26 protein-coding genes and 3 pseudogenes are annotated in these 22,009 nt (G+C 72.6%); 18 read left to right on the top strand and 11 right to left on the bottom strand.

Annotated features, from left to right (window positions below):
* Nucleotides 1-18: 18 nt before the first annotated feature.
* Nucleotides 19-1,026, bottom strand: a complete 1,008-nt coding sequence (locus BJF86_RS06130) for an ABC transporter substrate-binding protein (RefSeq protein ID WP_075817468.1) — start codon at nucleotides 1,024-1,026, stop codon at nucleotides 19-21.
* A gap of 237 nt (nucleotides 1,027-1,263) precedes the next feature.
* Here BJF86_RS06130 and BJF86_RS19515 point away from each other — a divergent pair.
* A pseudogene (locus BJF86_RS19515) lies at nucleotides 1,264-1,320 on the top strand (hypothetical protein); the annotation flags it as partial.
* A 97-nt stretch (nucleotides 1,321-1,417) separates the two neighbouring features.
* Nucleotides 1,418-1,918: an SRPBCC domain-containing protein gene (locus BJF86_RS06120; RefSeq protein WP_075817466.1), complete on the top strand. Its 501-nt coding sequence runs from the start codon at nucleotides 1,418-1,420 to the stop codon at nucleotides 1,916-1,918.
* Here the strand turns inward: BJF86_RS06120 and BJF86_RS06115 are convergent.
* The gene (locus tag BJF86_RS06115) at nucleotides 1,902-2,813 is read right to left on the bottom strand and encodes an aminotransferase class I/II-fold pyridoxal phosphate-dependent enzyme (RefSeq protein WP_075817465.1); all 912 of its coding nucleotides are present in this window, start codon (nucleotides 2,811-2,813) and stop codon (nucleotides 1,902-1,904) included. The two genes, BJF86_RS06120 and BJF86_RS06115, sit on opposite strands and share 17 nt — an antisense overlap.
* Before the next feature lie 121 nt (nucleotides 2,814-2,934).
* Between BJF86_RS06115 and BJF86_RS18750 the strand changes: the two are divergent.
* The 3 genes and pseudogenes from BJF86_RS18750 to BJF86_RS06105 form a co-directional block, all read left to right on the top strand.
* Nucleotides 2,935-3,042, top strand: a pseudogene (locus BJF86_RS18750) (IMP dehydrogenase); the annotation flags it as partial.
* Nucleotides 3,043-3,172: 130 nt separating this feature from the next.
* The gene (locus BJF86_RS06110) at nucleotides 3,173-3,445 is read left to right on the top strand and encodes an HU family DNA-binding protein (protein WP_022923642.1); all 273 of its coding nucleotides are present in this window, start codon (nucleotides 3,173-3,175) and stop codon (nucleotides 3,443-3,445) included.
* A 146-nt stretch (nucleotides 3,446-3,591) separates the two neighbouring features.
* Nucleotides 3,592-4,416 carry an SGNH/GDSL hydrolase family protein gene (locus BJF86_RS06105; RefSeq protein ID WP_075817463.1) on the top strand — a complete coding sequence of 275 codons (825 nt, stop codon included), beginning with the start codon at nucleotides 3,592-3,594 and terminating at the stop codon, nucleotides 4,414-4,416.
* Nucleotides 4,417-4,454: 38 nt separating this feature from the next.
* Here BJF86_RS06105 and BJF86_RS06100 read toward each other — a convergent pair whose 3' ends face one another.
* The 3 genes and pseudogenes from BJF86_RS06100 to BJF86_RS06090 all read right to left on the bottom strand — a co-directional run bounded on the left by BJF86_RS06100 (nucleotide 4,455) and on the right by BJF86_RS06090 (nucleotide 7,163).
* The gene (locus BJF86_RS06100; protein WP_075817461.1) at nucleotides 4,455-4,919 is read right to left on the bottom strand and encodes a GNAT family N-acetyltransferase; all 465 of its coding nucleotides are present in this window, start codon (nucleotides 4,917-4,919) and stop codon (nucleotides 4,455-4,457) included.
* A 79-nt stretch (nucleotides 4,920-4,998) separates the two neighbouring features.
* Nucleotides 4,999-6,260, bottom strand: a pseudogene (locus tag BJF86_RS06095) (AAA family ATPase).
* Nucleotides 6,261-6,401: 141 nt separating this feature from the next.
* On the bottom strand, nucleotides 6,402-7,163 hold the full coding sequence (locus BJF86_RS06090; RefSeq protein ID WP_075817459.1) for a HEAT repeat domain-containing protein: 762 nt from the start codon (nucleotides 7,161-7,163) through the stop codon (nucleotides 6,402-6,404).
* 126 nt (nucleotides 7,164-7,289) lie between these two features.
* Between BJF86_RS06090 and BJF86_RS06085 the strand changes: the two genes are divergently transcribed.
* Both BJF86_RS06085 and BJF86_RS06080 read left to right on the top strand, forming a co-directional pair.
* Entirely contained in the window at nucleotides 7,290-8,213 is a 924-nt protein-coding gene (locus BJF86_RS06085) for a cation diffusion facilitator family transporter (RefSeq protein ID WP_075817457.1), read from the top strand.
* 20 nt (nucleotides 8,214-8,233) lie between these two features.
* Nucleotides 8,234-8,623 carry an ankyrin repeat domain-containing protein gene (locus BJF86_RS06080; protein WP_075817455.1) on the top strand — a complete coding sequence of 130 codons (390 nt, stop codon included), beginning with the start codon at nucleotides 8,234-8,236 and terminating at the stop codon, nucleotides 8,621-8,623.
* A 48-nt stretch (nucleotides 8,624-8,671) separates the two neighbouring features.
* On the opposite strand, the gene BJF86_RS06075 is transcribed toward BJF86_RS06080, so the two are convergent.
* On the bottom strand, nucleotides 8,672-9,604 hold the full coding sequence (locus BJF86_RS06075) for a LysR substrate-binding domain-containing protein (protein WP_075817453.1): 933 nt from the start codon (nucleotides 9,602-9,604) through the stop codon (nucleotides 8,672-8,674).
* Nucleotides 9,605-9,681: 77 nt separating this feature from the next.
* Between BJF86_RS06075 and BJF86_RS19320 the strand changes: the two genes are divergently transcribed.
* Nucleotides 9,682-9,804: a hypothetical protein gene (locus BJF86_RS19320; RefSeq protein ID WP_022923650.1), complete on the top strand. Its 123-nt coding sequence runs from the start codon at nucleotides 9,682-9,684 to the stop codon at nucleotides 9,802-9,804.
* A gap of 30 nt (nucleotides 9,805-9,834) precedes the next feature.
* On the opposite strand, the gene BJF86_RS06070 is transcribed toward BJF86_RS19320, so the two are convergent.
* On the bottom strand, nucleotides 9,835-10,836 hold the full coding sequence (locus BJF86_RS06070; RefSeq protein ID WP_143553705.1) for a substrate-binding domain-containing protein: 1,002 nt from the start codon (nucleotides 10,834-10,836) through the stop codon (nucleotides 9,835-9,837).
* Nucleotides 10,837-10,840: 4 nt separating this feature from the next.
* Nucleotides 10,841-12,163, bottom strand: a complete 1,323-nt coding sequence (gene fucP / locus BJF86_RS06065; protein WP_075817451.1) for an L-fucose:H+ symporter permease — start codon at nucleotides 12,161-12,163, stop codon at nucleotides 10,841-10,843.
* A 107-nt stretch (nucleotides 12,164-12,270) separates the two neighbouring features.
* On the opposite strand from fucP, the gene BJF86_RS06060 reads away from it, so the two are divergent.
* Nucleotides 12,271-13,083, top strand: coding sequence for an SDR family NAD(P)-dependent oxidoreductase (locus BJF86_RS06060; protein ID WP_075817449.1), 813 nt, complete (start codon nucleotides 12,271-12,273; stop codon nucleotides 13,081-13,083).
* Nucleotides 13,084-13,107: 24 nt separating this feature from the next.
* Here the strand turns inward: BJF86_RS06060 and BJF86_RS06055 are convergent, their stop codons facing one another.
* Nucleotides 13,108-13,800 carry a response regulator transcription factor gene (locus tag BJF86_RS06055; protein ID WP_158068379.1) on the bottom strand — a complete coding sequence of 231 codons (693 nt, stop codon included), beginning with the start codon at nucleotides 13,798-13,800 and terminating at the stop codon, nucleotides 13,108-13,110.
* 142 nt (nucleotides 13,801-13,942) lie between these two features.
* Here BJF86_RS06055 and BJF86_RS18140 point away from each other — a divergent pair, with 142 nt between their 5' ends.
* The 8 genes from BJF86_RS18140 (at nucleotide 13,943) to BJF86_RS06020 (ending at nucleotide 19,161) form a co-directional block, all read left to right on the top strand.
* Nucleotides 13,943-14,494: a transglycosylase family protein gene (locus BJF86_RS18140; protein WP_075817445.1), complete on the top strand. Its 552-nt coding sequence runs from the start codon at nucleotides 13,943-13,945 to the stop codon at nucleotides 14,492-14,494.
* A 148-nt stretch (nucleotides 14,495-14,642) separates the two neighbouring features.
* Complete coding sequence (locus BJF86_RS06045; RefSeq protein ID WP_075817443.1) at nucleotides 14,643-15,797, top strand: LLM class flavin-dependent oxidoreductase; 1,155 nt, start codon at nucleotides 14,643-14,645, stop codon at nucleotides 15,795-15,797.
* A gap of 32 nt (nucleotides 15,798-15,829) precedes the next feature.
* Entirely contained in the window at nucleotides 15,830-15,961 is a 132-nt protein-coding gene (locus tag BJF86_RS19510; RefSeq protein ID WP_321166155.1) for a hypothetical protein, read from the top strand.
* The gene (locus tag BJF86_RS06040; RefSeq protein WP_321166154.1) at nucleotides 15,958-16,476 is read left to right on the top strand and encodes a CE1759 family FMN reductase; all 519 of its coding nucleotides are present in this window, start codon (nucleotides 15,958-15,960) and stop codon (nucleotides 16,474-16,476) included. The genes BJF86_RS19510 and BJF86_RS06040 overlap by 4 nt, the downstream gene beginning before the upstream one ends.
* A gap of 29 nt (nucleotides 16,477-16,505) precedes the next feature.
* Nucleotides 16,506-17,216 (top strand): matrixin family metalloprotease, encoded by a 711-nt coding sequence (locus BJF86_RS06035; RefSeq protein WP_075813299.1) that lies wholly within the window; start codon nucleotides 16,506-16,508, stop codon nucleotides 17,214-17,216.
* A 279-nt stretch (nucleotides 17,217-17,495) separates the two neighbouring features.
* Entirely contained in the window at nucleotides 17,496-18,404 is a 909-nt protein-coding gene (locus BJF86_RS06030; RefSeq protein WP_075817441.1) for a LysR family transcriptional regulator, read from the top strand.
* 47 nt (nucleotides 18,405-18,451) lie between these two features.
* Entirely contained in the window at nucleotides 18,452-18,736 is a 285-nt protein-coding gene (locus BJF86_RS06025; RefSeq protein WP_075813293.1) for a ribbon-helix-helix protein, CopG family, read from the top strand.
* Complete coding sequence (locus BJF86_RS06020; protein ID WP_075817439.1) at nucleotides 18,733-19,161, top strand: type II toxin-antitoxin system VapC family toxin; 429 nt, start codon at nucleotides 18,733-18,735, stop codon at nucleotides 19,159-19,161. The genes BJF86_RS06025 and BJF86_RS06020 overlap by 4 nt, the downstream gene beginning before the upstream one ends.
* A gap of 25 nt (nucleotides 19,162-19,186) precedes the next feature.
* Here BJF86_RS06020 and BJF86_RS06015 read toward each other — a convergent pair whose 3' ends face one another.
* Nucleotides 19,187-19,498 (bottom strand): DUF3072 domain-containing protein, encoded by a 312-nt coding sequence (locus BJF86_RS06015; RefSeq protein ID WP_083652758.1) that lies wholly within the window; start codon nucleotides 19,496-19,498, stop codon nucleotides 19,187-19,189.
* Between the two features lie 107 nt (nucleotides 19,499-19,605).
* Here BJF86_RS06015 and BJF86_RS06010 point away from each other — a divergent pair, with 107 nt between their 5' ends.
* Nucleotides 19,606-21,360 carry an AMP-binding protein gene (locus tag BJF86_RS06010; RefSeq protein WP_075817437.1) on the top strand — a complete coding sequence of 585 codons (1,755 nt, stop codon included), beginning with the start codon at nucleotides 19,606-19,608 and terminating at the stop codon, nucleotides 21,358-21,360.
* Here the strand turns inward: BJF86_RS06010 and BJF86_RS06005 are convergent, their stop codons facing one another.
* Nucleotides 21,361-21,978 (bottom strand): TetR/AcrR family transcriptional regulator, encoded by a 618-nt coding sequence (locus BJF86_RS06005; RefSeq protein ID WP_075817435.1) that lies wholly within the window; start codon nucleotides 21,976-21,978, stop codon nucleotides 21,361-21,363. It abuts the gene before it with no gap.
* Between the last annotated feature and the right edge of the window lie 31 nt (nucleotides 21,979-22,009).

The following is a 22,009-nucleotide window of genomic DNA, read 5'->3' as shown; positions in this document are numbered from 1 at the left end:
GTGCCCAGGTGTCGCCGGTCAGCGGCCCGCCGGGACCGTGACCTCGCTCATGGCGTCGGCGAGGGTGGTGACCAGCTGCGGCAGGCGCGGGCCCCAGCGGGAGGCGATGTCGGCGTCGACGGTGACGATGTTGTCGTTCTGCACCGCGCTGATCTCGGACCAGCCGGGGCGCTGCGCGACGTCCTCGGCGGTGTAGGACACCTGGTCGGTGATGACGATGAGCTGCGGGTCGGCCTCGATGATGGCCTCCTCGGTGAGCTGCGGGTAGCCGGTGCCGTCGGCGTCGGCCTCGTCGGCGATGTTGACCGCGCCGAACTGGCTGTAGACATCGCCGATGAAGCTGTTGCTGCTCGCGGAGAAGTAGGTGTCGTCGAGCTCGTGGTAGACCCGCAGCCCTTCCGCCCCGTCGAAGCCCGCGAAGGCGTCGTCCACCTGCTGGCGCAGGTCGGCGATGGTGTCGGCGGTCTCGTCGACGTGGCCGGTGGCCAGGCCGAGGGCGGCCATGCCGTCCCAGCCGGCCTCGATCGTCGTGGGCGCGGGGTTGTCGATGACGGGGATGTCGAGCTCGCCGAGCGAGGCGGTGAGGTCGCCGGTGTCGCCGGAGATGACGACGAGGTCGGGCTCGTAGCCGGCGATGGCCTCGACGTTGGGCTCGTAGCCCGACAGGTCGGTGGTCGGTGCCTCCTCCGGGTAGGTGGAGAAGGAGTCGGCCGCGACGACCTGGTCGCCGGCGCCGATCGCGAAGAGGATCTCGGTGGCCGACGGCGACAGCGAGACGATGCGCTGCGGCTGCTCCTCCAGGGTCACCTCACCGGCGGGGGTGTCGACGGTGACCGGGAAGTCCCCGGAGCCGGCCATCTCGCCCTCGGAGGTCATGTCGGCGTCGTCGCCCGCCTGGTCCGAGGCGCTCTCCTGCTCGGAGGCGGTGTCGCCGGCGTCGGAGTCGGTGCTGCCGCCGCCGCAGGCGGCGAGGGTGAGGCCGAGCGCCAGGGCGCCGACGAGCGGGAGGGGCTGGCGGAGGTGCATACGGTGTCTCCTGTCGGTCGAGGAGGGAGTGCTCGAGCGACCGAAGGGTTCCTCCGCCGTCCGAACCGGCCCTGGGTCCTCGCGGGGCGTGTGGCTTCGGATCGTCGGGCAGCTCGACCGGACTCGGTCCTTCGGGAAGGACTCCACCGTTGCGGGACAGTGCCGGGTTCGCACCGGACTTCGTCTGCACGACGAGCGCCAGTGTAGCGCCGCGGCGGATCCGCGCGGCGCGACCTCGTGGCGCGGCTCGCCGACGGGGACGCCACCGTCACCGAGCTGTCCGCGCCCTACGACATCAGCCTGCAGGCGGTGTCCAAGCACCTCAAGGTGCTCGGGGCCTGCGGCCTGGTGAGCCGGATCAAGCCCCACCGAGATCAGCGCCGACCCCGACGTGCCCGGCGTCCGGATCCAGCGCGTCTTCGACGCCACGCCCGAGCAGCTGGTGCGGGCGCATACCGACCCCGACCTCGTCGTCCGCTGGCTGGGCCCGCGCGACCTGACGATGACCATCGACCGGTGGGACGCCAGGACCGGCGGGGAGTACCGCTACGTGCACCATCGCGGCGAGGAGGAGTACGCCTTCCACGCGAGGGGCGGCGAGCAGTTCCGCGTCGTCCAGTTCACCCCGCCCGGCTCGTCCTGCTCGATCGTCTTCGGACGGGGTATGCCGACCGAGGCCGAGCCGGGGGCGCTCTCGGGCATGCACCTGGTCGTCGTCGACGTCGAGGCCGCCGTCGCAGATCTCCGCGAGAGGGGGGTCGAGGTCGGCGACCCCTTCCACTTCGGCGAGAGCGGGGTCCACCCCGAGCGGATCGACGACGGCAGCTACGCCAATCTCGAGGACCCGGACGGCAACACCTGGCTGCTGCAGGAGGTCAGCGGTCGCGACTGACCCGCAGCGCCGACCCCAGCCGCGTGAGCCCCGCCGCGTCGGGGACGGCGACCCGGGCGACGCCGGGCATACCGAAGGAGGCGCAGTCGCGCACCAGCACCCCGTGCGGTGCGAGGGTCTCGCGCAGCCCTTGCTGGTGCACCAGCACCCAGGGCGCGTCGGTGTCGTCGACGGTGAGGCCGTGATCGTGCAGCAGTGCGACGAGCGCGGCCCGGAGCTCGCGTATGCCGGCCGCCCACCCCGGCAGGTCGGCGGAGGCGAGCAGGTCGGGCAGCACGGCCAGGGCCAGCGAGCTCACCGACCAGCGCGGCTGCCGACGACGCAGCCGCTCCACGAGACCGGGGTCGGCGATGACGTAGCCCAGCCGCAGGCCGGGGCAGGCGAAGGTCTTGGTCAGCGAGCCGACCGTCACACCGGGCCGGCCTGCGGTCCAGCGCCCGGTGGCCAGGGCGTAGAACGCCTCGTCCCAGACGTCGGCCTGCTCGTGCGACGCGGCGAGCCGGCCGCTCGGGCTGTGCGGGTCCGAGCGCCAGCGCGGGCCGTCCGGGTGGCGCGGGTGCAGGCCGAAGTCGGGCTCCTCGCGGACCCCGCCGCCCAGCTCGGCCGCCACGAGCGAGATCGCCTCGCTGCCGCCGTTGGTCAGCAGCAGCGCCTCGGAGTCCACGCCCAGCGCCCGGGCCAGCTCGCGGGCCGCAGCGCGGTCGTCCGGGTAGGCCCGGAGCGCGCCCAGGTGCCGCCCGACCAGCGGCTCCACGGGCGGGGCCAGCGGGTTCATCGTCTGGCTGAGGTCGAGCAGGTCGGCCGGGTCCAGGCCCAGCGCCCGGGCGACCGCAGGCCCGTCCCCGCCGTGCGCTCCGGCCGGCGGGATCGCCGGCACCCGGCGCACGCTGCTCACCCGGCCCAGCCTATTGCCGGGCCGGGGGGCACCAGCAGTCCCTCCCACGGCCCTGGCGCCCGGGCATACCGTGGACGGCGACCCGGGCACGTCCCTGCCCGCCCGGTTAGCTCACCTGGGACGCACGATCGACCCGGGCAAGGTCGTCGACCTACCCCTGCCGCTGGAGGAGGCCGCCGAGGGCTACCGGGCGATGGACGAGCGTCGTGCCACCACGGTCATGCTGACGTTCGGAGGGGCCCCCGACACACCGTCGAGAGCCAGAATTCCGCGACGCGCCGGGCTTCGGAGTTGGCAAAACGCGCTGGTGTCTGCCTACGGTGTGGCCGACTCATTGGCTCTATCGAAAGGCTGTCAGCATGAGCAAGAAGGTTATCGTCGAGGCCGTCGCCCGCGAGGCGGGCATGACCCAGGCCGCTGCCGACAAGATCGTCAGCTCCGTGCTCGAGGCCATCTCGGCCGAGCTCGCCAAGGGTGAGAAGGTCTCCTTCCCCGGCTTCGGCACCTTCGAGGTCCGCGAGCGTTCCGCCCGCACCGGCCGCAACCCGCAGACCGGCGCCGAGATCCAGATCGCCGCGAGCAAGGCCCCCGCCTTCAAGGCCGGCTCCAAGCTCAAGGAGCGCGTCTCCTGAGCTGAGGCTCCACGCACCATCCACGACGCCCGGTCGGCCCGCGAGGGTCTGCCGGGCGTCGTGCGTCCCGGCACCATGCCGCGGGGGAGGTCGGCACGCCGGGTCCGGCTTCCGCCTGACGCAGCGTCAGTTCTTATCCTGCCGGTATGCCCACACGCCCTGACTCCCCGCAACCGCGGATCTGGGAGCGATTCGTGGCCCTGGGGGACTCCTTCACCGAGGGCCTGGTCGACGCCCACCCCGACCGCCCGGACGACCACGTCGGCTGGGCCGACCGTGTCGCGGCGGCGCTCGCCGCCCGCAACGCCGACCTCGACCGGCCCTTCGGCTACGCCAACCTCGCGATCCGTGGCCGGCTCATCGACGCGGTCATCGGCGAGCAGCTCGAGCCCGCCCTGGCGCTGAGTCCGGACCTGGTCAGCCTCTCCGCCGGCGGCAACGACGTGCTGCGGCCTCGGGTCTCGCTGCCCGCCGTCATGGAGCGGCTGGAGCAGGCGACGCTGCGCATCCGGGAGACGGGTGCCGACGTCCTGCTCGTCACCGCACCGGACGTCTCGTGGGCGCCGCTTATCAATCGGGTCCACCCGCGGATGGCGGAGTACACCGCCAACCTGTGGGCGGTCGGCCAGCGCACCGGGTCCTTCGTCGTCGACGTCTACACCCTGCGCGCCCTGCACGACGCCCGGATGTGGGGTCCGGACCGCATCCACTTCAGCAGCGAGGGGCATACCCGGATCGCCGCTCAGGTGCTGTGGACCCTCGGCCTGGAGCAGGACGAGGGATGGACCACGCCCTTGGAGCAGGCCGCGGCCGTCGGCCGGATCGAGTCGCTGCAGGCCGACCGGGAGTGGGTCTCGGCGCACCTGCGGCCCTGGATCCGGCGGCGCATCCGCGGCGAGAGCTCGGGCGACGACCGCGTGCCGAAGCGCCCGCAGATCACGCCGGTGGACGATCCGCCGGCGACATCCTGAGGCATCGACACCGCCCGGCCACGGGTCGTCACGGGTGCTCACCCGCCGAGGTCGCGGGTGAGCACGACCTCCTCGGTGACGTAGCCGAGCGCCGCGTAGAACGACTGCGCTGCGGTGTTGGCGGCCCCGGTCTCCAGCGTCAGCCGGGTATGCCCCTGCTCGCGCGCCCAGGCCTCGGCCCGGGCCATGAGCCGGCGTCCCGTCCCGGTGCGCTCGTGCGTCGGCGCCACCACCAGCTCGCCGACGTAGGCGTCGACCTCGCCCGACCAGTGCACCCGCGTGCCGGCGTGCACGACGCCGACGACCGCGTCCCCGTCGAGCGCCACCCAGACCGGCCCGGTCTCCGGGTCGACGACGTCGAGCGCCTCGGCCACCCAGGCGGTGACCGTGCGCCGCACCGCGACCGGGTCCCGCCACGGCGCCGTCCCCGTGGTGAGCCGTGCCGCGAGGGACAGGACGGCGTCACGGTCGTCTGGGGCGTAGGGGCGGATCGAGACATCCATGGCAGGACTGTGTCACGCGGGGGCCACCCTAAAAAGGGGGCGCTGAGCTGCGTCTTCGCACTTGCGCAGGGTCTGGCGCTCACCTCCGGCCCCACTCCCAGGTCGGGGTGGTGAGCAGCCCCTGGCCCGCGACGACGGTCTCGCCCAGGTCCTTGGTCAGCTCGTGGACCAGGAGCGGGGTGGGCCGCCCCGGGTCCACGTCGACGTCGCGGGGGTCACCCGCGAGACCCCGCTGCTCGCGGACGGCCTCGGCGAGGGCGTCGACCAGGTGCCGCGAGTGGGTGACGACGACGACCTGGGTGCGCCGCGACGCCGTCGCCACCGCGCGGGCCAACGGCGGCACCAGGCTGGGGTGCAGGCTCGTCTCGGGCTCGTTGAGCGCGAGGAGCCGCGGTGGGATCGGGGTGAGCAGGGCCGCGAGCCACAGCAGGTAGCGCAGGGTGCCGTCGGACAGCTCGGCGGACCGCAGCGGCCGCAGCATCCCTGGCTGGTGCACCTCGAGGTCGAACAGGCCGTGGGACTCCGCCACCGAGAGCCGGGCACCGTCGAAGGCGTCGGAGACCGCGTCGTCCAGGAGGGACCGGGAGCCTCCCGGATGGTCTGCAGGGCCGCGGCGACGTCGGAGCCGTCCTCGGCGAGCGACCAGGTGCGGGTGCCCACCTGCGGGCGACGGGCGGGGGCGGCGGCATCCACCCGGAAGCCGTCGTAGAAGCGCCACGTCTGCAGCGCGTCCCGCACCGCCCACAGCTCGGGAGCCCCGTGCGGGTCGACCACCTCGGTCAGCAGGCTGGTCCAGGGTGGCAGGCTCGCCGGGGCCTGGCCCCAGCGTCCCTCGTCGTCGCGCAGCTCCACCCGCTGGTGGCGGCGTCGGGCGACCTGCCGAGCGGGGCGCATCACCGGCCCCCGCCAGACCACCTCGCGCTTGATCTCCGGATCGCGGTTGAACAGCGTCGGTCGCGGGTCGGGGTCACCGGTGTGCAGCAGCGGGGTCTGCGACTGGACCGGGATGCCGAGGTCGACGAGGTAGGACAGCTCGTCGTCCTGCCCACCCACCCCGAGTCGGAGCGAGACGGGACCGGACCGCATGGTGCCCTCCACGGCATACCCGCGTCGTGCCTGCGCGAGCGACTCCGGCCCGGCCCAGAGGACCGAGCCCAGACCACCCTCCTGCGCCAGCGCGTGCACCGCCTCGCCGCGCCCGCAGGAGCCGAGCAGGCGCAGCGCCCGGTAGACGCTGCTCTTGTCCGAGCCGTTGGCGCCGGTGATCACGGTGAGGTCGCCCAGCGGCAGCACCACGTCGCGCAGCGAGCGGTAGCCGCTGACGGCGACGGTCGAGTACATGCCCGCGACGCTAAGGCTCACCACCGACATCCCACCGAGCGTCGCGAGTGGTTGTCCTCACACCGACCGAGCGCCGCGAGTGGTTGCCGGTATGCCGACGGCGACCACCTCAGAGGCAGTCGCCGTCGGGGAGACCGGTGCTCAGTCGCTGCGGCGCTCGGCGCGGTCGGCCAGGAGCCACTGCGCGGTGAGCGAGCGGAACCTGTCCTCGCCGTCGCGCAGCCGCTCCAGCGCCGGCTCCACCTCGGGGCTGTCGAGGGCGGCCAGTGCCTCGAGGGCGACCATCGCGACCTCCCGCTCGTCACCCTCGGCGGCGGCGACGAGGGCCGCGGCGGCGGGTCGGGCGGCGGGGTCGCCGACCAGCACGAGGGCGCGGGCGGCGTGCAGCCTGACCTCGACGTCGTCGTCCGCGAGCGCGGCGGCCAGGCCTGTCACGCCGGGTTCACCGAGCTGCTCCAGCGCGCGCGAGAGCTCGCGCTGCTGCTCCTCGCCACCGCGGCCGAGATGGGGCAGCAGGGCAGGCGCGGCCTCCGGGGTGCCGGTGCGGCCGAGCGCCCACCACGCCTTCATCGCGACGGCGGGGTCGTCGTCCTCGGCGAAGGGCAGGATGCGCGCCACCGCCTCGGGCGCCTGGATCTTGCTCAGCGCGTGCAGCACCTGCACGCGGGACCCCGGGGAGGAGTCCAGGGCCGCCAACAGGTGCGGCAGCGCCACCCGCGGGTGGCGGCAGACCGCCCACGTCAGCGTCTCGCGCACGAAGAAGTCGGGCTCGGCGACGAGGAGCGCGACGAGCTCGGCCGTGTGCGAGGCGTCACCGTGCGTCCCGAGGTGCACGGCGGCACGCTGGCGGGTGGTGGGGCTGACGTCGTACACGGCCCGGCGGGCCTGCTCCAGGGTGGTCACTGGTCTCTCCTTCGTGTGCTCCGACGCGGAACGCGTCTGCCCTCATCCTCATTCCTCACGCCGGGTGAGGGTCAACCGAGATTTATACCCTTGGGGGGTATGCCTATCCTGTGTCATACTCGGACCATGAGCGCCGAGCACAGCCACGACCACGCGGCCGGGGCGAGCAGCGCACGACTCCTGCTGGCCTTCCTCATCACCGCCACGATCCTCGTGGCCGAGGTGGTCGGCTCGGTGCTCACCGGCAGTCTGGCGCTGCTCGTGGATGCCGGGCACATGCTCACCGACGCCGGTGGCCTGCTCATCGCCCTGCTCGCCGCGCGGCTCATGGCCCGGCCCCCGTCGGAGCGGCGCACCTGGGGCTTCGCGCGGGCGGAGGTGCTGGGGGCGGGGGCGCAGGCGACCGTCCTCCTGGCGGTCGGGATCTACGCCGTCGTGGAGGGTGTCCAGCGGTTGCTGAGCAGCGAGCCGACCGAGGTGACCGGCGGACTGCTGCTGGTCTTCGGTGTCGTCGGGCTGCTCGGCAACATCGCCTCCCTGCTCATCCTGGCCGGCGGGCGGGACAGCAATCTCAACCTGCGCGCGGCCTTCCTCGAGGTGGCCGCTGACGCGCTGGGGTCGGTCGCGGTCATCGTCTCGGCCGTGCTCATCCAGACCCTGGGTTGGACCAGGGCGGACGCCGTCGCAGGTCTGGTGATCGCCGTGCTCATCATCCCGCGAGCGGTCTCCATCCTGCGCGAGGCGGGCAGCGTGCTGCTGGAGTCCGTGCCCCCGGGGCTGGACCTCACCGAGGTGCGCGAGCACATCCTCGGGGTCGACCACGTGCTCGACGTGCACGACCTGCACGCCTCCCGCATCGGCACCGGCACCCCGGTCCTCACGGCCCACGTGGTGGTGGAGTCCGGCTGCTTCGAGGACGGCCACGCCCCGCAGATGCTGGATGCGCTGCAGACCTGCGTCGCGGGCCACTTCGACGTCAGCGTGGAGCACTCGACCTTCCAGCTCGAGCCGCCGCAGCACGCCGAGCACGAGCACGAGCACCACCGCTGACCCACGTATGCTGCGCGACCATGACCGACTCCGAGCAGCCCGATCCCGCCGCAGCGGCGGTGGAGCTCGCGCACGCGCTCTTCGACCTCGCCCGGGCGGGGGACGCCGAGCGGCTGGCGGCGTATGTCGACGCCGGCGCCCCGGTCGACCTCACCGACCCGGCGGGCAACACGCTGCTCATGCTGGCGGCCTACCACGGGCATCCGTCCACGGTCGCGGAGCTCGCCGACCGCGGCGCCGACGTCGACCGGCTCAACGACCGGGGTCAGTCGCCGCTCGCCGGGGCGGTCTTCAAGGGCGAGGCGGAGGTGGTCGCGACCCTGCTGCGGCACGGCGCCGACCCCGAGGCCGGGCAGCCGACCGCGCGGGAGACGGCCGCCATCTTCGGCCGCGAGGACCTGCTCGCCTGACACAAGGCGCGGCCGCTGGGTGCATACCGTGCGCTCGGTCGGGGGGAGTCAGGTGTCGGTCGGGGGCACCGGGCGCGGCAGGAGGCCGGCCTCGGCGCGGTCGAGGACGTGGCGGCGGAAGAGCTGGGCCGCGGGCAGCAGCCGGCGGCCGGGGGCCCAGGACAGCCCGACGTCCCGGGTCGCGGTGCGGTCGCTCAGCTCGAGCACGTGCAGCCCGGCCACGGGGGCTGCGACCGAGCCGCCCCACCCCGTCGGCGCGACCGCGACCCCGAGCCCGGCCGCGACATACCCCCGCAGCGTGGGCAGGTCGGCGGCGACGAAGGCGACCTCGGGCACGAAGCCGGCCTCGCGGCACAGCTGGTCGGTGTGCTTGCGCAGCACCGAGGTCGGCACCATGGCGACGAACGGATCCTGCGCCACCTCGGCGAGCTCGGCCCGGGACCGCCCGACGAGCCGGTGCTCCGGCCCGACGAGGAGGCGCAGCGGCTCGGCCACGAGCGCCCGCCAGCGTGGCTGGTCCTCGCCCGGGTGCGGGCGCAGGGTGGACAGCTCCAGGTCGACCGCGCTGTGCGCCCCGACCGCCGCGAGCGTCTCGTCCTCCTTGGACCGCAGGTCGAGCCGCACGTCCGGGTGCTCGGTGCGGAAGCTCGTGACGAGGTCGGGGACGAGCCACGTCCCGAGCGAGGGTTGGAAGGCGACGGTGACGGTGCCCGTCTCCGGGTCGAGGAGCTGGTGGACTGCGGCGAGCCCGTCGTCGAGCTGGTGCAGCACCCCGTCGACGTGCCGCTTGAAGACAGTGCCGGCGTGGGTCATCCGCAGCACCCGCCCCTCGCGGCGCAGCAGCAGAGCCCCCACCTCCTGCTCCAGCCGGCCGAGGGCCCGCGAGACCGCGGGTTGGGAGACCATCTCGATCTCGCTCACCTCGGTGACGGTCACCCCGTCGGCGACGAGTTGGAACCAACGCAGGGAAGCGACGTCCATACCTATGACGCTAGCGCATGATTTGGGGTCACGACCGACATTGGACGTATGGGTGGCTGCTGCCGGATCGTAGAGGCATGGCCAAGTTCCTGCTCTCGCTCATGGTCGCCGGCTCCCGCCACGACATCCGTTCTCTCCCCGCGACGCGCAGCGCCGCCGTGGTCGCCTGGCCGACCGCCGCGCAGCGCAGCACCCGCTGAGCCCGGCTCGGCGCATCGCCTGCTGAGGTCCTAGGACCCCCAGCAGGTCCGCACCCCGAACTCGACCCGGCGCGACTCCACCCCCTCTGCGGGGTGGTCGCTGATCAGCTCGGTCCCGGTGTCGAGGTAGCCGGTCGGCTCATCGCCCTCGCGCACCGCGTCGACGATCGCCTCCACGCCCTCGCGCGCCATGTTCTGTGGGTACTGCGACGCGGTCGCGTCGATCAGCCCGGGGCGCACGCCCTCCCGCATCGCCCGGCACCCGCCGTCGACCGACACCAGGACGATCTCGTCCATGTCGGCACCGGCGTCCTCGAGCGCGGCCAGCGCCCCGAGCGCTGCCGGCTCGTTCACCGTGTAGACCACGTTGACGTCCGGGTTGTCGGCGAGCACCTGCGTCATCGCGACGGCGGCGTTGTCGCGGTCGCCCTCGGTGTCGACCGAGGCCACGACCGCCTCGTCGCCCTCCTCGATGCCGAACCCGGACAGGAAGCCGGTATGCCGCTCCTCACCCGTGCTGACGCCTGGCGTGAGGTCGAGGGTGACGATCTGGGGGTCGAGGCCGAGCTCCTCGGCCTTGGCCGCGGCATACTCTCCGATCAGCTCACCGGCCCGCTCGTTGTCCGTGGCGAAGGTCGCGTCGACCGCCCCGGGGGGATCGGTCGGGGTGTCCACGGCGATGACGAGCACCCCCGCCTCCCGCGCGGCGGTGATGGCCGGGTCGAGCGCCTCGGCGTCGGTGGGCGCGATGAGGATGCCGTCGGCGCCCTGCTCCACCATGTCCGCGATCGCCGCCTCCTGCGAGGCCACGTCGGTGTCGCTGGTCCCGGTCGCGGTGAGCAGCTCGGCGTCGAGCTCCTCGGCCGTCTCCTCCGCGACTTCGCGCATCTCGACCCAGTAGGGGTTCTCCTCCTGCTTGGTGATGAGCCCGACGGTGACCGGCTCCTGCTCCTCACCGGTGCAGCCGGCGAGCCCGATCCCGGCGAGCAGCGCCGCTGCCGTCGTCCACGTCCGCGTCCGCATGGTCGTCATCACCTCACGCCTCCACCGTCTGCTCGCCCACGGCTGGTCGGGTGTTGCGCAGGTCGAAGACCGCGTACCCCGCGACCAGGAGCAGGCATACCCCCGGCACGACGTAGCCCGCCGAGGAGCCGTAGCCGTCCATGACTGCCGCCTGGATCATCGGCACCAGTGCCCCGCCGAGGATCGCCATGACCAGCCCGGCCGAGCCGAACTTCGCGTCCGGCCCGAGCCCCTGCAGCGCGAGCCCGTAGATCGTCGGGAACATCAGCGACAGCCCGGCCGAGATCGCCACCACCGCGACCAGGCCCACGATGTTGAGGACGAACATCGAGGTGAGGCAGCAGGCGGCGCCGAAGAGCGCCATGACGAGCAGCAGCTTGGCCGGCCGGAAGATGCCCAGCAGCCAGGTCATGACGAAGCGCGAGACCAGGAAGATCAGCAGGCTGGCCTGCAGCCACCAGCCCGCGGCGTCCTGGCTGAGCCCCACGACGTCCTGGGCGTAGAGGATCGTGAACGTCCAGGTGCAGGTCTGGGCCGCGACGTTGAAGAACTGCGCGACCACGCCGTAGCGGTAGTGCCGGTTGGCCCACAGTCGGGCGAAGGTCCCGCCCCCGCCGGAGGTGAGGTCGACCGCCTCCGGCTGCGTGGGCAGGTGCATCTTGCGGAAGGCGATGAGCAGCCAGATGAGCACGAGCACGCTGGCGATGAAGACGTAGGGGCGCAGCACCTGGAAGAGGTCCGCCTCCTGCGCGGCGAGGAGCTCGGCCTCGCTCATGATCGTCTTGCTCTCCTCCGGCGTGAGGTTGGGCAGGATGAGCACCGCACCCATGAGCACGCCGAGGTTGGCCCCGACCGGGTTGAAGGACTGCGCCAGGTTGAGCCGCTGGGTCGAGCTCGCCTCGTCGCCCATGGCGATGACGAAGGGGTTGGCCGAGGTCTCCAGGATCGACAGCCCCGCGGCCAGCACGAAGAGCGCCAGGAGGAACATGTTGTAGGCGAGCATCTGGCTCGCCGGGATGAAGAGGAAGCCGCCGAGAGCCGCGAGCCCCAGGCCTACCAGCACGCCGGCCTTGAAGCCGAAGCGGGAGTTGATGAAGGCCGCCGGGATGGCCAGCAGGAAGTAGGCGCCGTAGTAGGCGAACTGCACCAGTGAGGACTGGAAGTTCGACATGTCGAAGATGCCGCGGAAGACCCCGACGAGGACGTCGGTCAGGTTGGCGGCCATCCCCCAGGCCGCGAAGCACAGCAGCAGCAGGATGAACGGCACCCGCAGGTGCTTGGCCACCAGCGGTGCTGCGCGCTCATCCGTGCTCGTCTCGGTCGGCACCGTCGCCATACCGTCCCTCCTGACGCAACGTCAACTCTGTCGTGCGGCTGACTGTAACCCAGTGACGACGCGCGCACTACCCTGAGCCCTCTAGCCAGCGACGAGACGGAGCACCCGTGCAGATCTCCCACCAGACCTTCGTCGTGACCGGCGCCGGCAACGGCATCGGGCGCGAGATCGCCCTCGAGCTGCTGCGCCGGGACGCCCGGGTCGCGGGGGTCGACCTGCGGGAGGAGGCACTCGCCGAGACCGCCCGGCTCGCGGCGGCGGGGGAGCGGCTGTCGGTGCACACGCTCGACATCACCGATCGCGAGGCAGTGGCGGCGCTGCCCGAGGCCGTGGTCGCCCACCACGGCCACCTGGACGGCCTGCTCAACGTCGCCGGCGTGATCCAGGAGTTCGTCCCCTTCGCCGAGCTCTCGCCCGAGGCCATGCACCGGGTCGTGGAAGTCAACCTCTGGGGCACGGTCCACACCACCCAGGTCTGCCTGCCGCACCTGGTCGAGCGGCCCGAGGCCTGCGTCGTCAACGTCTCCAGCATGGGCGGCCTGGTCCCGGTGCCCGGGCAGACGCTCTACGGCGTGAGCAAGGCCGCCGTCCGGCTGCTGACCGAGGGCCTGTATGCCGAGCTGCGCGGCACAGCGGTCGCGGTGAGCGTGGTCTTCCCCGGTGCGGTCGGCACCGAGATCACGACGAACTCCGGCGTGACCGTCCCCGGTGGTGATGCCGAGGCGCGCCGGGAGCAGGGCGGTCACCGGACGCTGTCGCCCGCGAAGGCCGCGAGCACCATCGTGGACAAGGCGGTGGGCCAGGGCGACTTCCACGTGAGCGTCGGCTCCGACGCCGCGCTGCTGGGTCGCCTGTCACGGGTCTCGCCGCAGCGGGCGACCGACCTCGTCGCGAGGCGTGTGGCCGACCTGCTCGGCTGAGCCGCTCTGTCGTACCGACCCGGCTCAGGCGGCCGGGTCGAGGCGGTAGCCTCGCCCCCGCACGGTCTGCAGCGACCGGCGGCCGAAGGGGGTGTCGATGCGTCGACGCAGGGCCGCGACCGACTGCTCGACGACGTTGGAGGTCGGGTCGTGGGCCGGGTCCCACACCGCCTCGACGAGCACCGCGCGGGTGAGCACCTGGCCGGGGTGCCGGGCGAAGGTCTCCAGCAGGGTGAACAGGTGCGGCGACAGCTCGATGGTGTCCTCGCCCCGACTCACCCGCTGTGCGCCGAGGTCCAGCGTCAGGTCCCCGACGACGAGCCGAGGCGTCGGCACGACCGGCTCGCGCCGGGCCAGGGCCCGCAGCCGGGCGACGATCTCCGGGAGCCGGACCGGTCGGCAGACCACGTCGTCGGCACCGCTGTCGAGGGCCGCGACGACATCGTCGGTGGCAGCGCGCCCGGCCACCACGAGCAGCGGGGTGGCGATCCCGGCCGCGCGCAGGCGCAGCGACAGGTCGCACTCGACCCGGCCCGTGGTCGGCACGCAGGCCACGGCCACCGCGATGCCCCCTGGGCTCTGCGGGGGCGACTGGCCGCAGACCCATACCGCCTCGGCGATGCCGCCGAGCACGTCGACCACGCACCCCTCGGCATGCAGAGCACGAGCCAACCGCTGCGACCCCTCGTCGCCCAGATCGATCAGCAGGATCCTCATGTCTCCCACCGTCCCGGCGCTCGCTGTGCCCGTCCTGTGCTGCGCGCCGGTCCGAGATGTGGATCCGGCACACGGACGGCACATCGACGGCACACCTGTGCGGGTGAGCCTGACAGCGCAACCCCGATCGAAGGAGTGACAGATGAAGCTCATCACCCGCACCCTGGGCACCGCTGGTGCCACCGTGGCGCTCGCGGGCGCCGGCGTCGTGATCGCCGGCTCCGCCTCGGCCGCCGACACCGGGATCCCGGTGCTCGAGGCCATCAAGCAGTGCGAGAGCGGCGGCAGCTACACCGCGCAGAACCCGACGTCCACGGCGTCCGGCGCCTACCAGTTCCTCGACAGCACCTGGCAGGGCATGGACGCCGCCGCCGGCTATGCCCGCGCCGTCGACGCGCCGGAGTCGGTCCAGGACGCCGCCGCGATCGAGCTCTACACCGAGCAGGGGACCACCCCGTGGTTGGCCTCCGCCTCCTGCTGGCAGGGCATGGGCTTCGAGTCGACCAGCGGCTCGGGCGAGATGGCAACCGCGACGGACACGACGTCGGCCGACACGGGCACGGCGGCCACCGTGGGCGACACGAGCACGACGACCACCGCGGGCGACGCGGGCGGCGCACCGGGCGCGCAGGGCGCGGCCGGGGCCCACGGCGCGGGCCGCGGTGGCGGAGCGGCGGGCGGCTGCTCCCGCTGACGCCACCGCATACCCGGCCGGGCCACCGACTCCCCTGCGGTGGCCCGGCCGGTGCGCGTGGAATATCGCGGGCCGTCCTGCCTTGATATAGTTGATTCGTCAATCAGACGTCGATCAGCCGCTCCACATCCCAGGAAGGGTGAGTCAGATGCAGTTCGGGATCTTCAGCGTCGGTGACGTCACGCAGGACCCGACGACCGGTCGCACGCCGAGCGAGGGTGAGCGCATCTCCGCGATGAGCGCGTATGCCCTCAAGGCCGAGGAGGTCGGGCTCGACGTCTTCGCGACGGGCGAGCACCACAACCCGCCCTTCATGACCTCCGCCCCGACGACGCACCTCGCGTGGATCGCGGCGCAGACGCAGCGGCTGCAGCTGTCCACCTCGACCACCCTCATCACGACGACCGACCCAGTCCGGATCGCGGAGGACTACGCCTTCCTCCAGCACCTGTCCGGCGGCCGCGTCGACCTCATGACGGGCCGCGGCAACACCGGCCCGGTCTACCCGTGGTTCGGCAAGGACATCCGCCAGGGCATCCCGCTGGCGATCGAGAACTATCACCTGCTGCGTCGGCTGTGGCGCGAGGAGGTCGTGGACTGGAAGGGGAAGTTCCGCACCCCGCTGCAGGGCTTCACCGCCACCCCGCGACCGCTGGACGGCACCCCGCCCTTCGTCTGGCACGGGTCGATCCGGTCCACCGAGATCGCGGAGCAGGCCGCTTACTACGGCGACGGCTTCTTCCACAACCACATCTTCTGGAACATCGAGCACACCGCGCAGATGGTCGACCTCTACCGCCGCCGGTTCGAGCACTACGGGCACGGGTCGGCCGACCAGGCGATCGTCGGGCTCGGCGGGCAGGTCTTCATGGCCGGCTCCGAGGCGGAGGCGAAGAAGGCCTTCCGGCCCTACTTCGACGAGGCCCCGGTCTACGGCCACGGCCCCAGCCTGGAGGAGTTCACCCGGATGACCCCGCTCACCGTGGGCACGCCGGAGATGGTCATCGAGCGCACCCTCGGCTTCGCCGACGCGGTCGGCGACTACCAGCGGCAGATGTTCCTCATCGACCACGCGGGCCTGCCGCAGGACGTCGTCCTGGAGCAGATCGAGATCCTCGGCCGGGAGGTCGTGCCGGTGCTGCGCCGCGAGTTCGAGGCGCGTCGCCCGGCCCACGTGCCCAGCGACCCGCCCACGCACGCCTCGCTCGTCGCCGACGGCCCGGGCGCGCCGCACCACCTGGTCGCTCCGGCGGCCAAGGTCGACCTCACCGTCCCCACCACCGGGGCGCGCGCCACCGCCTGAGCGGCGCGCGGCATACCGAAGGGAGCACGCCCATGACCAGGCGCATCGTCGTCCTCACCGCGGGCCTGTCGCAGCCCAGCTCCACCCGGCTGCTCGCCGACCGCCTCGCCGACGCCGTGACCACGCAGGTCTCGGCACGCGGCGAGGCGCGAGCGTCGAGGTGATCGAGCTGCGCGAGCTCGCCCACGACCTCGCGACCACCATGACCACCGGCGGGCTGCCGACGCCGGCCGTGGAGGCGGCGCGTGAGACCGTCGCCGCAGCCGACGCGGTCATCGCCGTGACCCCGGTCTTCGCTGCGAGCTACTTCGGGCTGTTCAAGATGTTCATCGACGTGCTCGACCCCGAGTCGATCACCGGTATGCCGGTCCTCATCGCGGCGACCGCGGGCACCGCCCGGCACCAGCTCGTGCTGGACCACGCGCTGCGGCCGCTGTTCAGCTACCTGCGCGCGGCAGTCGTCCCGACCGGCGTCTTCGCGGCCACCGACGACTTCGGTGGGCCGGGCTCGCCGGACCTGGGGCACCGGATCAGCCGCGCCGCGGGGGAGCTGGCCACCGCCGTCGTCTCGGCTGGGGTCGAGGGCTTCGGCCAGGAGGCGCGACGTCGCTCGGTCCGCAGCGTGACCGACGGCGAGGTCACCGACTTCGAGGACCTCCTCGCCGGGCTCGGTCAGTAGGACCGCGTCCGCCCCGGCACACTGGAACCATGAGCGAGCGGCGCGGCGGCGGGTGCACGAGCGTGCTGAGCCTGCTCCTCGTCCTCGGCCTGGTCATCAGCATGGTGGTCTACGTCTCGCCCGGCCTCGACCTCGGCAACGTCCGCCGGGCCGTCTCTCCCGACCGCGCCGCGGGCGTGCCGGGATCCGGTGGCGAGGGCTACACCTTCATGGAGGTCACCGACGGAGGTGGCCCGGTCACCTGGGAGTGCGGCGCGGTCATCGAGCTCGAGGTGAACCCGCAGGGGGCGCCAGAGGGGTATGCCGACCTCGTCGCGGCCGCCGTCGCGCAGGTCGACGAGGTCTCGGGCTTCACCTTCGAGGTGATCGGCGAGACCGACGACCGCGAGTTCACCGGCCGCGGCAGGGGGCCGGTCCTGCTGGGCTGGGCGGACGAGGGTGAGGTGCCTGAGCTCACCGGGCCGACCGCCGGCCTGGGCGGGGCGTCCTACGTCATCGGCCCCGGTGGCGGGGCCAGGTCGGTCGGCGGCATGGTCGTTCTCGACACCGACCAGCCCGGCGGGTGGCTCGGGGGCCTGGACGACCAGACCGTGCTGGTGCACGAGCTCATCCACGTCCTGGGGCTGGGCCACTCCGAGGACCCGGACCAGCTCATGGCGGCCGAGAACTCGGGGCAGGACGAGCTCGGCGAGGGCGACCTGGCCGGTCTCGCGGCGCTGGACGACGCGGCCTGCGGCTGATCCCCGCCACCGGCGGCACCCGGATGCGACAAGAGCCGCCCTCGGACCAGGTCCGGGGCGGCTCTCGCGGGTGCTGAAGGGTCAGCCGCGCAGGTGCTCGATCGGGCGCCAGGAGCGACCGATCTCGAGGATCACGTGGGTGCTGCTGCGGAGAGCCTTGGACAGAGCGGTCATGATGGCCACCTTTCTTCGTGTCGGGGTCTGACAGGTACTACTCTGACAGGATTTTTCTGTTAGGACAAGCGAACATTTCTTACGAGTATGTGTCAGACTTGCTACATGTTTTCTCCCGAGCAGCTGGTCAGTCTGAAGGCCGTCGTCGAGGAGGGCACGGTGCTCGCCGCGGCCGACCGGCTGGGGCTCACCGCCTCGGCTGTCAGCCAGCAGCTGAGCCGCCTGCAGCAGGAGGCCGGGCAGCCCGTGCTCGTGCGCCGCGGACGCAACGTGGTGCCTACGGACGCCGCCGAGGTCCTGGTCCGGCTCGCCACCCAGGTCGAGCAGCTCGACGAGGCCGCGCGGGCCGAGCTGGAGCACCTGACCAGCGACGTCTCCGGGCCGCTGGTGCTGTCCTCCTTCGCGACCGGGGTCGTCGGGCTGCTGTCGCAGGCGCTCCCCGGACTGCTGCAGACCTACCCGCTGCTGCGTCTCACCGTCCGTGAGCTGGCGCCCGAGGCCTCGCTCGGGGCCGTGCGACGCGGCGAGGTCGACCTCGCCCTCGTCCACGACTGGACCGACCACCACATGACCTTCCCCGGCGGGCTCACGCCGACCGAGCTCGGGCACGACGTCGTCGACCTCATCGCGCGCGAGGACCACGGCCTGCGACTGAGCCGCAGCGGCGCGGTGGACCTCGCCGACCTCGACGGCCGGGAGTGGGTGGACGACTCCCCGGGCGTCTTCAGCGAGTGGCTGCTCTCGGCGCTGCACCAGCGGAGCCTGGACTACCGGATCGCCGCGACGGCCGACAGCTTCCCCAGCAAGATCGCGCTCGTGGCCGCTGGCTTCGGCATCGGCCTCATCCCCCGCCTCGGCCGCCCCCCGCTGCCGGACGGGCTCGTGTCCCTCCCGGTGCGCAACCCTCCCACCCGTCGCATCATGCTCGTCCACCGCGACTCCAGCGTGCGCCGCCCCGCGGTCGTCGCCGTCGGGCGCGAGATCCGGCGCATCTGGTCGGACCAAGAGGGCTGAACCTGCATACACATGAGCATGCGCATGCCGCCTGCTACCCTGGATCGATGTCGGTCATGGATCGTCGGTTGCAGCTTCTGCTGGACGCGGAGCGGTATGCCCGGGTGTCCCAGGAGGCGGCGGCCTCTGGCCGGAGCGTGGCGGCGGTGATCCGCGAAGCCATCGACGCCCGCTTCGCCCCGGACGACGACGCGGCTCTCCGCACGGCCGGGAGCGAGCTTCTGGAGCGCGCTCGTCTCGCCCGGGCAGACGCGCCACATCCTGGCGAGGGTCCGGATGATCTCAAGCGGGCCTACGCGACGTCGGTAGACGCCAAGCTGGCTCGTCGATGAAGGCCATCTTCGTCGACTCCTCCGTCCTGCTCCTCCCCTTCGGTGGCGAGCACCCGGACCGCGCGGCCTGCTCCCGGCTCCTCGAGCTGGCCGCGACGGGGCGGGTCCGGCTGCACGCCAGCGTCGAGGCCGGGCAGGAGTTCCTCCTCCACCGCCTCCGGCGTGGTGCGACCGCCGTGGCCGTCGAGGACTTCGACGCCCTCGATCGGCTGGTTGTCTGGCATGACTTCGACTCCGCCGTCCTGCGCCGGAGCCGGGATCTCGTCGAGGCGGAGGAGGCCCGAGGCCGTGACGCGGTCCACGCGGGCACGGCGCTGTGCGCGGGATTCGCCCAGATCGTCACCACCGATCAGGACTTCGAGGGAATCACCGGTCTGGATCGCGTCGATCCACGTGACCTCGGGCCGGCGGACGCGACGAGCTGACGCCGGCAGGAGGCCGCCCGTGCCGTCAGGACTCGCGCGGCTGCATCCCGGTCTGGCCCTGGAGCCGGTCGATGTGCTCGGAGGCCTGCGCCTTGGTGAGGCCGTCGGCGGGGATCTGCTCGCCGGCAGCACTGGCCAACCGGTCGAGGTAGGACTTCTGCGCCTCGGTGGCGGGGTCGTCACCGGTGGCCCAGTCCTCGGGGTCGCGCTCGACCTGCTCCTGCGGCGACTGCGGGCTGCTCGCACCGAGCATCTCGGCCCCACCAGGCTGCTGGTCGGGCTGGGCTCGGTGGTCGGGGTCGGTCGTGGGGGTCGTGTCGTCCGTGGGGTTCGTCATGCCCCCGACTGTAGGTGCGGGGTCCGACAGCGTCGCGACGAAGCCGTCGGCCGATCGGGCCCGGGCCCGGCTGGCAGGCATACGGGCGCGGGTGTAGGCATGGGGTCATGACGCCGACGTCCACGGACCAGCCGACCACCGCGGCCTACCGGGCCGCCCGCGACCAGCTCGTCGACCTGCACGGAGACCCCGAGCGCGCCCGCGCGGAGTTCCGCTACCCCGACGTGGGGGAGCGCTTCAACTGGGCGGTCGACTGGTTCGACGCGATCGCCCGCGGCAACGACCAGCCCGCGCTGATCGTGGTCGAGGAGGACGGCAGCGAGGTCACGCTGACCTTCGACGAGGTCGCCACCCGCTCCGACCAGGTCGCCGCGCGGCTGGCCCACCTCGGCATCGGCAAGGGGGACAGCGTCATGGTCATGCTCGGCAACCAGGTCGAGCTGTGGGACACCATGCTCGGCGTGATGAAGCTGGGCGCGGTCATCATGCCGACGACGACCGCCGCCGGGCCGGCCGACCTGCGCGACCGGCTCGAGCGCGGGGCTGCCCGTGCCGTCGTCGTCAACGCCGCCGAGGTCGACAAGTTCGACGACGTGCCGGGTGACTACCTGCGGGTGAGCGTCGGCGAGGCATACGGCTGGGAGGACCTGCGCGCGGCCTACCGCGAGCACGTCGAGCCGGTCGAGCATCCGGGCACCGCACCGCAGGACCGGCTGCTGCTCTACTTCACCTCCGGCACCACCAACCGGCCCAAGCTGGTCGAGCACACCCAGGTGAGCTACCCGGTGGGGCACCTGTCGACGACCTACTGGCTGGGCCTGCGGCCCGGTGACGTGCACCTCAACATCTCCAGCCCCGGCTGGGCCAAGCACGCGTGGAGCTGCTTCTTCGCGCCGTGGATCGCCGAGGCGACGATCCTGGTCTACAACTACGCCCGCTTCGATCCTGCTGCCCTGTTGCAGGTCATCCGCAGCCACCGGGTCACGACCTTCTGCGCCCCGCCCACGGTCTGGCGGATGCTCATCAACGCCGACCTGTCCGGTGGGCCGGGCGCGCTGCGGGAGGTCATCGGCGCCGGGGAGCCGCTCAACCCCGAGGTCATCGCGCAGGTCCAGAAGCAGTGGGGGCTCACCCTGCGCGACGGCTACGGCCAGACCGAGACCACCGCGCAGATCGGCAACTGCCCGGGCGGGCGGGTCAAGCCCGGGTCGATGGGTATGCCGCTGCCCGGCGTCCCCTCGGTGCTCGTCGACGTCGAGAGCGGGCAGGTGGTCGACGGCCCGGGCGAGGGTGAGATCTGCCTGGACCTGTCCGCCTCGCCGGTGGCGCTGATGACCGGCTACCAGGGCGACGAGGGGCGCAACGCCGAGGCGATGGCCGGCGGTTTCTACCACACCGGCGACGTCGCGGAGCGGGACGCGAACGGTCTCATCACCTACGTCGGGCGCACCGACGACGTCTTCAAGGCCAGCGACTACAAGATCAGCCCCTTCGAGCTGGAGTCGGTGCTCATCGAGCACCCGGCGGTGGCCGAGGCGGCCGTCGTGCCCGCCCCGGACGAGGTCCGGCTGGCCGTGCCGAAGGCCTACGTCGCACTGGTCGACGGGCACGAGCCCACCGCGGAGACCGCGCGCTCGATCCTCAGCCATGCCCGGGAGCACTTGCAGCCCTGGCAGCGGGTGCGCCGGGTCGAGTTCTACGAGCTGCCCAAGACGATCAGCGGCAAGATCCGCCGGGTCGAGCTGCGGGCCCGTGAGGAGGAGCTGGCCGGCGCCGGTGAGGCAGCGGGTGGCGCGTCCGGTGGTGGTGCGCAGGCTCAGACCGAGTGGCGCGACAGCGACTTCCCGGACCTCAAGGGCTGATCAGGCCAGCAATTGAGGGAGCACCGCGGCCACCCGCTCGCCGAGCTGGTCCGCGGCCGCCTGCGGGTCGTCGGCCGCGGCGACCAGGGCCTGCTCGAAGAGTCCGTCCAGGAGGGCATACACGGTGGGGGCGTCCAACAGCGCCGTCGTCCCGGCGAGCGCGGCGTAGCGCGACACGATCCGCCAGGTCATCGCCTCGAGCAGCTCGTCGATGGCGCGCACGTCATCGCGCAGCGCCCCCTCGAAGAGGCTCTGCGTCCGTAGGTCGTACCAGTGCCGGTGCATCGGCGTCTCCTCGACCAGGGTCCGGGTCATCCGCTCCAGGAAGCCCGCGGCCAGCTCCTCCGGCGTGACGGCCGACTCCACGACCTCGTCGTAGCGGCGCGAGCAGATCGTCTTGTAGTGCCGGACGCAGTAGGAGATGAGCTCCACCTTGTCGCGGAAGTAGTAGTGGACGACGCCGTGGCTGAACTCGGAGTTGCTCGCGATCTCGCGCAGCGACGTCCGGGCATACCCGAGCTCGCCCAGCGTCTTGAGGGCCGACTCGGCGAGCTCGAGCCGACGCCGCCCGACCTTGTCCAGGGGTGCGGGTGTCCCCTCGGTGGTCGCGATCCCCATACCGGCCTCCTTCGCCGACACTCCAGCCTAG

The organism is Serinicoccus sp. CNJ-927, from assembly GCF_001942435.1.
Lineage (GTDB): Bacteria > Actinomycetota > Actinomycetes > Actinomycetales > Dermatophilaceae > Ornithinicoccus > Ornithinicoccus marinus.
The sequence above is the reverse complement of the archived record's forward strand: the minus strand, read 5'-3'. Positions and strand labels throughout refer to the sequence as shown.